Source organism: Intrasporangium sp. (assembly GCF_051961875.1).
Taxonomy (GTDB): Bacteria; Actinomycetota; Actinomycetes; order Actinomycetales; family Dermatophilaceae; genus Intrasporangium_A.
The window spans coordinates 1-10,138 of the sequence record NZ_JBQCCV010000157.1; the positions used below are offsets into that span (position 1 = coordinate 1).

10 protein-coding genes are annotated in these 10,138 nt (G+C 70.7%); 6 read left to right on the forward strand and 4 right to left on the reverse strand.

What is annotated here, in order from left to right:
• Positions 1-279 (forward strand): KH domain-containing protein (locus tag ACTHJJ_RS09470; RefSeq protein WP_440302693.1); only part of this gene is annotated, 279 nt, incomplete at its 5' end.
• Between the two features lie 20 nt (positions 280-299).
• Here ACTHJJ_RS09470 and ACTHJJ_RS09475 read toward each other — a convergent pair.
• Together ACTHJJ_RS09475 and ACTHJJ_RS09480 are read right to left on the reverse strand one after the other, a co-directional pair.
• Positions 300-1,067, reverse strand: coding sequence for a hypothetical protein (locus ACTHJJ_RS09475; RefSeq protein ID WP_440302694.1), 768 nt, complete (start codon positions 1,065-1,067; stop codon positions 300-302).
• Positions 1,068-1,133: 66 nt separating this feature from the next.
• Positions 1,134-2,108 carry a DMT family transporter gene (locus tag ACTHJJ_RS09480; RefSeq protein ID WP_440302695.1) on the reverse strand — a complete coding sequence of 325 codons (975 nt, stop codon included), beginning with the start codon at positions 2,106-2,108 and terminating at the stop codon, positions 1,134-1,136.
• A 70-nt stretch (positions 2,109-2,178) separates the two neighbouring features.
• On the opposite strand from ACTHJJ_RS09480, the gene ACTHJJ_RS09485 reads away from it, so the two are divergent.
• The 3 genes from ACTHJJ_RS09485 to ACTHJJ_RS09495 all read left to right on the forward strand — a co-directional run bounded on the left by ACTHJJ_RS09485 (position 2,179) and on the right by ACTHJJ_RS09495 (position 6,793).
• Positions 2,179-3,123: a LysR family transcriptional regulator gene (locus ACTHJJ_RS09485; protein WP_440302696.1), complete on the forward strand. Its 945-nt coding sequence runs from the start codon at positions 2,179-2,181 to the stop codon at positions 3,121-3,123.
• 204 nt (positions 3,124-3,327) lie between these two features.
• Positions 3,328-5,082 carry a 2-isopropylmalate synthase gene (leuA, locus tag ACTHJJ_RS09490; protein WP_440302697.1) on the forward strand — a complete coding sequence of 585 codons (1,755 nt, stop codon included), beginning with the start codon at positions 3,328-3,330 and terminating at the stop codon, positions 5,080-5,082.
• A gap of 127 nt (positions 5,083-5,209) precedes the next feature.
• A complete protein-coding gene (locus ACTHJJ_RS09495) occupies positions 5,210-6,793 on the forward strand; it encodes a glycosyltransferase family 39 protein (protein WP_440302698.1) in 1,584 nt (527 codons plus the stop codon).
• Between the two features lie 53 nt (positions 6,794-6,846).
• Here ACTHJJ_RS09495 and ACTHJJ_RS09500 read toward each other — a convergent pair whose 3' ends face one another.
• Positions 6,847-7,671: a maleylpyruvate isomerase family mycothiol-dependent enzyme gene (locus ACTHJJ_RS09500; protein ID WP_440302699.1), complete on the reverse strand. Its 825-nt coding sequence runs from the start codon at positions 7,669-7,671 to the stop codon at positions 6,847-6,849.
• Positions 7,672-7,684: 13 nt separating this feature from the next.
• On the reverse strand, positions 7,685-8,335 hold the full coding sequence (locus ACTHJJ_RS09505; RefSeq protein WP_440302700.1) for an alpha-ketoglutarate-dependent dioxygenase AlkB: 651 nt from the start codon (positions 8,333-8,335) through the stop codon (positions 7,685-7,687).
• Positions 8,336-8,440: 105 nt separating this feature from the next.
• Here ACTHJJ_RS09505 and recO point away from each other — a divergent pair, with 105 nt between their 5' ends.
• Together recO and ACTHJJ_RS09515 are read left to right on the forward strand one after the other, a co-directional pair.
• The gene (gene recO, locus ACTHJJ_RS09510) at positions 8,441-9,169 is read left to right on the forward strand and encodes a DNA repair protein RecO (protein ID WP_440302701.1); all 729 of its coding nucleotides are present in this window, start codon (positions 8,441-8,443) and stop codon (positions 9,167-9,169) included.
• Positions 9,170-9,216: 47 nt separating this feature from the next.
• The gene (locus ACTHJJ_RS09515) at positions 9,217-10,005 is read left to right on the forward strand and encodes an isoprenyl transferase (protein ID WP_440302702.1); all 789 of its coding nucleotides are present in this window, start codon (positions 9,217-9,219) and stop codon (positions 10,003-10,005) included.
• The last annotated feature ends 133 nt before the right edge of the window (positions 10,006-10,138 follow it).

Here is a 10,138-nt window from a genome sequence, read left to right on the forward strand (position 1 = left end):
CCGCACTCGCTCGCGGTCGTCGTCGAGGAGATGGTGCCGCGCGAGGACCGCCCGGCCGACAACCCGCTCCTCGACGTGCGCGTCAACGTCTTCGTGGAGCGCCCGAGCCAGAAGGCGATCGTCATCGGGCGGGGCGGGTCACGACTGCGTGAGGTCGGCACCAACGCGCGACGCGGGATCGAGGCCCTCCTCGGGCAGAAGGTCTTCCTCGACCTGCACGTCAAGGTCGCCAAGGACTGGCAGCGCGACCCGAAGCAGCTGCAGCGCCTCGGCTTCTGACCGTCATCGTGCCGGCTGCGTCACTTCGCCGGGACGGGCCCGGAGAGCTGCTGGCTCGTCGCGACGGTCACGTCATTGCCTGACATCGCCGCGGTGAACTGCGCCGTGCCGGCGCCCTGCTTGAAGGAGACCGAGATCGAGGTCGGCGACGACTGCTGCTGCGTCACCGACCAGCCGCCCTCGGGCGCGACGTTCATCAGTTTCAGCTGCGACCCGGAGCTGATGAACGCGACCGCACCCGCTGCTCCGACCGGATAGGAGCCGTCCGCCGCCTTGGCGATCGTCTCCTGCTTGGTGATCTGCATGGTCGAGCCCGACAGCTGGACCCGAAAGCTCCATGTCGTGCCGAGTGGCTCGCTGAAGTCGACGGCGATCTGGTTGGGCTGCTCCACCGGCGGCTGGGGCTTCTGCCACCCGGAGGCGGGGGTCGAGGACTGGAGCATCAGCTGTCCCTGGCTGACGACGAAATTGACCTGACCCGCGTCCCCGACGTCCCAGATGCCGTCGCGGATCTCGCTCACTCCGGCGGCCTGCGAGCCCGATGTCACCCCTGTCGAGCCGGACCCCGCCGTGCCCGTGGTCCCGCCCGTGCCCGCCGGGCTCTGCGCCGCCGTCCCGCCGGCCGCCTGGCCGGTCCCCGTGGCCGTCTCGGGAACCGCCGGCCCTGCGCCGACACCCGTCGCCGTCGATGAGCCGATCATCTCGTCGCCGAACCCGAGACCACACCCGCCGAGGAGCGCCGCCACGGCGATCGCGCTGGCCGCCGCGGGCCACATCCTTCTGCTCATCAGCACGCCTCCAGGCCGGGTCGCTGTCGGCTCACGACGCGCAGCCGGCGACGTGGGTCTCTGCCTCTACCCGGCAGCCAAGCCGATCGCGCTGGGCGTTTCCTGTGCATCGGCTCGGCGAGGCTCCACCCGGACCTCCAACACGGGGGCTGCGGCGCGCGGCCTCAGCTGCAGGACAATCACGCCGGCGAGGATGACGGCGCCACCGGCGAGCTGCACGAGGGTCATCCGCTCGCCATAGACGACCGCCACCGCCGTGGCAGCGACGAGCGGTTCGATGCTCGAGAGGATCCCGGCCCGCGACGGGTCGATCCGGACGACGCCGCGTGTGTGCAGGGTCATTGCGAGCAGCGTGCCGACGAGGACATAGGTCAGGACCCAGCCGTACACCGCGGGATCGCCGCCCAGCGACAGGGTCCCGCGCGTGACGAGCGCGACCCCCGACACCGTGACCAGGGCGGAGGTCGCGACGATCGCCATGAGCAGGGTGGCGTCGGCCTCTGGGGGCAGGGTCGAGGCGACGATCGTGTAGAGCGCATAGGTGACCGCGGCGGTCAGGGCGAGGGCGACACCGGCGCCCGAGACCCCCGAGAAGCCGCCGAGTCCGAGCAGCAGCAGCATCCCGACGGCCGAGCACCCGAGCGCGGCCAGCGTGCGGCGGGTCGGCGACTGCCTGCGGGTGAGGAAGCCGAGTACCGTGATGATCGCCGGGTAGGTGTAGACGAGAAGCGTCGCGAGACCGGCGTCCATGACCGCGACCGCCCCGAAGTAGGTGAGCGCCTGCACCGCGAAGCCGAACGCGCCGAGCCCGGTGCAGGTCAGCACGACGCGCCGGCTCACCCGGGCCGGTCGTCGGACCGCGACGATGGCCCAGAAGACGAGCGCACCGATGACGAAGCGCCAGAAGGTGAGCGTCTCGACGCTGACGCCGAGCGCGTAGGCGCCCTTGGCGAAGACGACGGACAACGCGTAGCAGGACGCGGCCGCCATGACGAAGATCGCGCCGAGCGCATCGGCCCGCACGCGTGGGGAGTGACTCACGACGAGAACGTATGTCGCCCTCCACCTATCGCGGTATCCTCTCTTTCCTCTGGAGTCCCTAGGAGAAGCCTTGACCACCCTGCACCAGCTCCGGTGCTTCCTGGCGGCCTACGAGGCCGGCTCGCTCACCGCCGCCGCGGCCCGTCTCGGACATGCCCAGCCGTCGGTTTCGGAGCAGGTCCGCTTCCTCGAGCGATCGCTCGGCGCGCGGCTCTTCCAGCGGGTGGGCCGGGGCCTCATCCCGACCGAGGCCGCCCACGAGCTGCGGCCCCACGCCGAGCAGGCCCTCGGCGCGGTGGCCGCCGGACAGCAGGCCGTGCGGTCGGTCAACGAGCTGGAGGCGGGGACGATCCGGTTCGGGGTCTTCGGCGCATCGCGGATCTACCTCGCCGGAGCCGTCGTCCTCGAAGTGCTCCGCCGTCATCCCGGGGTGCGGGTCGAGCTCGTCGGGCGGCATACGACGGACGTGCTCGACCAGCTGCGCCGCGGACGCCTGGAGGCCGCCCTCGTCTCCCTCCCCGTCGACGATCCCAGCCTGGAGGTGCACCCGCTGATCCGTGACGAGCTCGTCTACGTCAGCAGGCACGCCGAGCGGCTCGCGCAGTCGGTGACCGGCCCACGGCTGGGCGACGCGCCGCTCGCCCTCCCGTGGGCGAGCTGGGCGGAGATCGACACGACGCGAAGTCAGCTCGCCACGATGGTCGAGGTGACCGGCCGGACCCTGCAGGCCCGCGTCGAGGTCGAGGACGTGGAGACGGCGATCGAGGTCGCCGAGTCGGGGGAGGCCGACACCGTGCTGGCGCTCGGGATGCTCCACCTGCTCGGCGACCGCGTGTCGCCGCGCCTCGGCTGGGTTCCCCTGCGCCCGAAGCTGTTCGACCGGTTCGCCATCGTGCACCGCACCGGTGCTGTGCTGTCGCCGGCGACGGCGCTCATGGTGGAGGTGGTGTCGGACCGGATGCGCGGTGTGGCCCGCGGCGCCGACCGCCTCGGACGGGTCCGCGTTCCGCGCTGACGCGCAGGGAGTGGGCGGCCGGGTCTCAGGATCCGGGCCGGTGGGTCGCGCATTTGGACGTGGCGCGCGGAGCGGCATACCTTTGCTGACATGCGTTCGGCGCAGCTCCTCCTTCGCTGCCGCGGCGAGGCCTGATTCCCGGCCCTCCTCGTCGCGGAGTTCGCCGTGTCCGGCCGGACACCTCAGCGACGAGAGAGTAGAGCGATGATCCACCCCCAGCAGCCGAGCGGGATGCCCTTCGGCAAGTACCAGCCGTTCCACGAGCAGATCGTCGTCGACCTGCCCGACCGCACGTGGCCCGACAAGCGCATCGACAAGGCGCCCCGGTGGTGCGCGGTCGACCTGCGTGACGGCAACCAGGCCCTCATCGACCCGATGAACTCGGAGCGCAAGCTCCGGATGTTCAAGCTGCTCGTGAAGATGGGCTACAAGGAGATCGAGGTCGGCTTCCCGTCGGCGAGCCAGACCGACTACGACTTCGTCCGGGAGCTGATCGAGGGGGGCCACATCCCCGACGACGTCACGATCCAGGTGCTCACCCAGTGCCGCGATCACCTCATCGAACGCACCTATGACGCGATCCGGGGTGCCAAGCAGGCGATCGTCCACTTCTACAACTCGACCTCGGTCCTGCAGCGCCGGGTCGTCTTCGGTCTCGACCAGGACGGGATCATCGACATCGCCGTCCAGGGGGCGCGCCTCTGCAAGAAGCTCGAGGAGACGGTCCCGGACACGACGATCTACTACGAGTACTCGCCGGAGTCCTACACGGGCACCGAGCTCGACTTCGCGGTGCGGATCTGCAACGAGGTCATCGCGGTCATCGACCCCACACCGGACCACAAGATGATCATCAACCTGCCGGCCACCGTGGAGATGATCACGCCGAACGTCTACGCCGACTCGATCGAGTGGATGATCCGCCACCTTGACCGTCGCGAGTCGGTCGTCGTCTCGCTCCACCCCCACAACGACCGCGGCGAGGGCATCGCGGCGGCCGAGCTCGGCTACCTGGCCGGCGCCGACCGGATCGAGGGCTGCCTCTTCGGCAACGGTGAGCGGACCGGCACCGTCGACCTGGTCACGCTGGGGATGAACCTCTTCAGCCAGGGCGTCGACCCGCAGATCGACTTCTCCAACATCGACGAGATCCGCCGGACCGTCGAGCACTGCAACCAGCTCCCGGTCGGCGAGCGGCACCCGTGGGGCGGCGACCTCGTCTTCACGGCCTTCTCCGGCTCCCACCAGGACGCCATCAAGAAGGGCTTCGAGGCCATGGACCGCGAGGCCAAGGAGAAGGGCACCTCCGTCGACGACCTCATCTGGGGCGTGCCCTACCTGCCGATCGACCCGCACGACGTGGGCCGCAGCTACGAGGCCGTCGTCCGGGTCAACAGCCAGTCCGGCAAGGGCGGCGTCGCCTACATCATGAAGAGCGAGCACCAGCTCGACCTCCCGCGTCGTCTCCAGATCGAGTTCTCCGGAGTGGTCCAGCGTGGCGTCGACCAGGACGGCGGCGAGGTCTCGCCCCCGGAGCTCTGGGCGAAGTTCAAGGACGAGTACCTGCCGAACCCCGAGGCGCCGTGGGGTCGCTTCGAGCTGCTCAACGTCAACGTCGACTCCCCGGTCGACGGCAACACGACGATCGAGGCCGTCCTGCGCGACGGGGGCTCCGAGGTGACGGTCAAGGGCACGGGCAACGGCCCGATCGCCGCGTTCATCGACGCGGGGAGCCGGATCGAGGGGGCACCCGTCGACGTGCGCGTCCTCGACTACGCCGAGCACGCGCTGTCCGCGGGCGGCGACTCGCTGGCGGCCGCCTATGTCGAGTGCGCCGTCGGCGACCGGGTCCTCTGGGGCGTCGGGGTCGACCCCTCGATCGTGACGGCCTCGCTCAAGGCGGTCGTCTCGGCCGTGAACCGCGCCGAGCGCGACGGGGTCTCTGTCCCCGAGCGCTGACCCGCCCCAATTTCCAGCCATGTCGAGTGAGCGCTCTGTCTGCGGACTTTGCGCTCACTCGACGGGTTGATGCGGCTTGCAGCCCGCGCTTGGGGAAGTCCGAGTTCGCTGTGGCACGATGCGGCCTGTGAGAGAGGCGGTGGGCACAGCGGCGCTCCGCATCGTCGGAGCCGTCATGCTGATCGGTGGCCTCGCCATGGTCATCGTGCCGAGGCCAGGCTTCACGCCGATCAACCAGCACCTCGTGGTGCCGACCTGCATCATCGCCCTCGCCCTCGTGACCCTGGTCCGCGTCCCGGCACGGGTGCGCACGATGCTCGCTTCCCGTTGGGCAGGGCCTGTCTTCGCGGTGCTCGGCGGCGGTGTCGGCGCGTTCGTCGGCGAGGTGTTGCGCTACCCCTACGGCTGGGACGCCAACGTGGTCATGGGCCTCGCCCGCCGGATCCACGGGCGGATTCCGCTCAACGCCGGCGAGTACCACTACCTGTCGCAGTACCCCAACAACATGCCGCTGCTCGCGATGGACCGGCTTGCGGCCTCGGCGGGTTCACGCCTCGGCGTGACGCCGGACTCCCTCCTCATCGGCCTCAACGCGGTCGCGCTGCTCGCTTCGGTGTGGCTCGCCCACTTCCTCGTCCGTCGCTGTGCGGGCCCGGTCGCCGCCGCGCTCGCCGCGGTGCTCGTCACCGCCTTCGTGGGGCTCTCGCCCTGGATGGCGGTGCCCTACACGGACATCTTCGGGATGCCGTTCACGATCGGCGCGGTCGCTCTCGCGGTCGTCGCCTGGTCGAACCACGGTGGCCGGCGCTGGCTCGCCTGGGCGGGAGCCGTCCTCTCGGGTGCCATCGCATACACCATCAAGACCACCCCGGTCGTCCTCATCGTGGCCGCCGTCCTCGTCATCGGGCTGGGGCTGCTGCCCAGCAGGCGGGACGCCGACGGTCCGGCTGGTGGGAGCGGTCGTCGAGTGCTGCGCACCGTGGCCGTCGCGTCCCTCACCGTCCTCGCCTTCCTCGGCACGGCGGCGGGGGTCACCACGGTTGCTCGACATGCCACGCGCGTCGACCTCAGCCGCGTCCACACCTCGGTGGCCGCCCCGCTCGTCTGGTGGGTCGCCAACGGGATGATCGAGATCCCTTCCCAGAACTACACCTCCTATGGCGGCTTCAGCCGCACCATGGTCAACGCGATCCACGGGCGCACACAGGCCGAGATGAAGGCCTACTCGACGCAGTTCATCTCCGACCAGTGGTCGGCGCGAGGGCTCACGGGGATGGCCACCTTCTACGCGAACAAGGCCGTCTGGAACTGGAACGACGGGATGTTCACCGCCTACGGGGAGGGCGGCGACGCACAGCGGCATCCGTACGCGCAGACCGCCATCGCGGACGCCCTGATGGAGTTCAACGGCTACCACGGCCCCTACTACGAGACGCGAGCGAGCATCACCGAGGGCGTCTGGGCCGCTGTCGTCCTGCTCGCGGGCATCGGCCTGCTCCGTGCCCCGTTCCGGCGGGACCTGCTCATGGTGGCCCTCACGGTCCTCGGCATCGGGGCCTTCGTGCTCGTCTTCCAGGGCCGGTCGCGCTATCTGCTCACCTTCGCCCCGGTCATCATCACGCTGTCCTGTGCCGTTCTGCCGTGGGCGCGCGCCCCGCTGTCGCACCTGACCCGGGAGCGGTCACTCCGCCGCCGTCGGGTGGGTCGGTAGGCCGTCCGGGTAGCCCCCGTGCGTCCGTGGCTGCCAGCGAGCCCGCGGGCCGGTCAGTCGATGGCCCCGGTGACGACGGCCTCGACCCTCGCCACGGCCTGCTCGTCCCCGATGCGGGCGATCTCGCCGGCGGGCGGCCGGTCCCACAGCCAGCAGTCGATGTCGGCCGCGGCGCCACAGATCTCGGCAGCTGCCTCGGCGGGCCCGTCCAGGACGAGGAACCGGTGCACGTCCCACGTGTCGCCGTCGGTGTCAGTCCCCGTCACGTGCACCGGAGTGACCGTCCAGGTGTGGAACCCGTCCACGAGCGCGATGGTGACCGGCGCGCCGGTCGGGGCGGCCGAGAACCCCGGCTCCGGCTCGAAGCCCCGCATGATGCGCAGCGCCTCGTCCACGCCGTCGGCGGCGAGCCGGCAGTCCACCGGAGCCCGCTCGGCTCCCGCGGTCAGCTCCGCGTCGATCCGGTGGACCAGGGCCTCGTGCGCCTGCCGCCGCGCGATGTAGGCCGCCGAGTGGTCGTCGGCCCACATCCAGAGCTCGGTCTCGGGGGGAGCCTCGGTCAGCTGTCGGACGAGGCGCTCGCTCGACCGGTCGAAGAGGTCGAGCAGGCCGGCCCGGTCGCGTGGGCGCTGCGGCTTGGCCGCTTCGACACCGGCGAGCTCGGCGCGGTCCGTGACCCGCCGCTCGGCGATCTCGCCCCAGAACCACTGCACCTCCGCGAGGTGCCAGAGCAGGTCGTCGGTGCTCCAGTCGGGGCATGTGGGCACGTGCAGGCCGTCGTCGGCCTCTGCGAGCACCGAACGGAACCGGACCGACTCGTGGTGCAGGTGGTCGACGAAGGGGAGTGAGCCGTCTCCGCGGTGCGAGCTCTGCGGCATACCTTCTCGTCTCCTATCGGACTCCGGCGACCCGGAACTGCACGGAGATGCGGGGGCCGACGGGCTCGGATGTCTTGGGGATCGCGTGGTCCCAGGTGCGCTGGCACGAACCACCCATCACGACGAGATCACCATGGGCGAGTGGGAAGCGCAAGCTCTTTTGCTTCGATCCCGGGATCGAGCCGCCCTCGCGCGGTCGGAGGGTGAGGGTGCGGGCCGAGCCGAGCGAGAGGATGGCGATGATCGTGTCGAGGTCCTTCGAACGCCCGATCCGGTCGCCGTGCCAGGCGACGCTGTCACGGCCGTCACGGTAGAGGCAGAGGCCCGCCGTCGCGAAGGGCTCGCCGAGCTCCGGACGGTAGTGGGTGCTCAGCGCGTCACGGGCGTCGACGAGCAGCGGGTGGGGGAGGCGCTCTCCGGCGCTGTAGAACTTCGTCAGCCGCGGCACCGAGACGATGTTGTCGTACATCTTGCGCCGCTCGGCGTGCCAGGGGACGTCGTGCAGCAGCGCCGTGAAGAGGTCGTCGCCGGCCGCGAGCCAGCCGGGCCGAACGTCGACCCACGCGCCCATGCCGATCTCGGTGCGCCGCAGCCCGACGCGCAGGTCGCGCAGCGCCATCTCGTCGCTGAGGTCGAGCAGGGAGCCCTGCAGTGCGAGGTCCATGGCTTCGAGCGTACCCCAGGAGTCGAACGTTTGTTCTGATCAAGACCTCGCGAGTTCGGCGTGGCCGTGCGGGGCGGGTGCGTGTCGAGGGGGAGAATGGGCGGCATGCCGCTCTACCGTGACGAGGCCGTGGTGCTGCGCACCCACAAGCTGGGGGAGGCCGATCGCATCATCACGATGCTGACGCGCACCCGCGGCCGGGTCCGCGCCGTGGCCAAGGGCGTGCGGCGCACGAAGTCACGTTTCGGCTCGCGGCTCGAGCCGGGAATGGTCGTCGACGTCCAGTGCTACGAGGGACGCAACCTCGACACGGTGACCCAGGCCGAGACCCTTGCGCCGTATGGCGACTCGATCGCCCGGGACTACGCGGCATACACCTCGGCGACGGCGATGCTGGAGACGGCCCTCCAGCTCGCCGAGGACCACGAGCCGCAGACCCAGCAGTTCCTCCTGCTTGCGGGGGCCCTGCGGTCGTTGGCGGAGCGGAACCATGACGCCGGGCTCGTCCTCGACGCCTATCTCGTTCGTGCGGTCGCCGTGGCTGGGTGGGCGCCGAGCTTCCACGACTGCGCCAAGTGCGGCGCGCCAGGGCCGCACCGCGCGTTCAACGTGCAGGCCGGCGGCGCCGTGTGTTCCGTATGCCGCCCACCCGGCTCGAGCGCACCCGCTCCCGAGACCTTCGAGCTGCTTGCGGCCCTGCTCTCCGGGGACTGGGAGACAGCGGACGCCAGCGACCCACGGCATCGTCGCCAGGCGGGTGGCCTCGTCGCTGCATTCGTCCAGTGGCACCTCGAGCGCGGCGTGCGCTCCCTGCGGCTGGTCGAGCGCGGCTGAGCCGTAGTGTCTGAGGCGCCCACCGAAGACTCGACCACCGGAGAGCCATGACGCAGCCCTTCCCGCACCCGAGCGGTGCCCGCCCACCGGCTATCCCCGTGGACGTCCTCCCGCGGCACGTCGCGATCGTCATGGACGGCAACGGCCGCTGGGCCAACGCACGCGGCCTGCCACGGACGAAGGGGCACGAGGCGGGGGAGGCATCGCTGCTCGACGTCGTCGCGGGCGCGATCGAGGTCGGCGTGACCCACCTGTCGGCCTACGCCTTCTCGACGGAGAACTGGCGCCGGTCGCCGGACGAGGTCCGTTTCCTCATGGGCTTCAACCGCGACGTCATCCGACGCCGCCGGGACCAGCTGCACGAGTGGGGCGTGCGCATGCGCTGGGTCGGGCGGGCGCCGCGACTGTGGCGCTCGGTCATCAAGGAGCTCGAGGTCGCCCAGGAGCTGACGCGACACAACACCGGGCTGACGCTCTACTTCTGCGTCAACTACGGGGGACGGGCCGAGATCGCCGACGCCGTCCGGCGCATCGCCGAGGAGGTCAAGGCCGGTCGCCTGCGCCCGGGATCCGTGGACGAGCGGACCATCAAGCGTCACCTCGACGAGCCGGACATGCCCGACGTCGACCTCTTCATCCGCTCGTCCGGTGAGCAGCGCACGAGCAACTTCCTGCTGTGGCAGTCGGCCTACGCCGAGATGGTGTTCCAGAACCGGCTGTGGCCCGACTACGACCGGCGTGACCTCTGGGCGGCCATCGAGGAGTATGCCGCCCGCGACCGCCGCTACGGCGGGGCCATCGACGCCGTCCCCGGTGGCGAGGCCGCCCCTCCCTGACGGGAGGACCAGCACGGGCGCGGCGCATACTGGGTACGAGGGGAAGGACCGGTCGGAGCGGTCGTCGAGCCGTTTCGCCAGCCACGAGGGAGTGGCTACCACCGAGGAGGCGAGATGGCCGTCCAGCACCGGG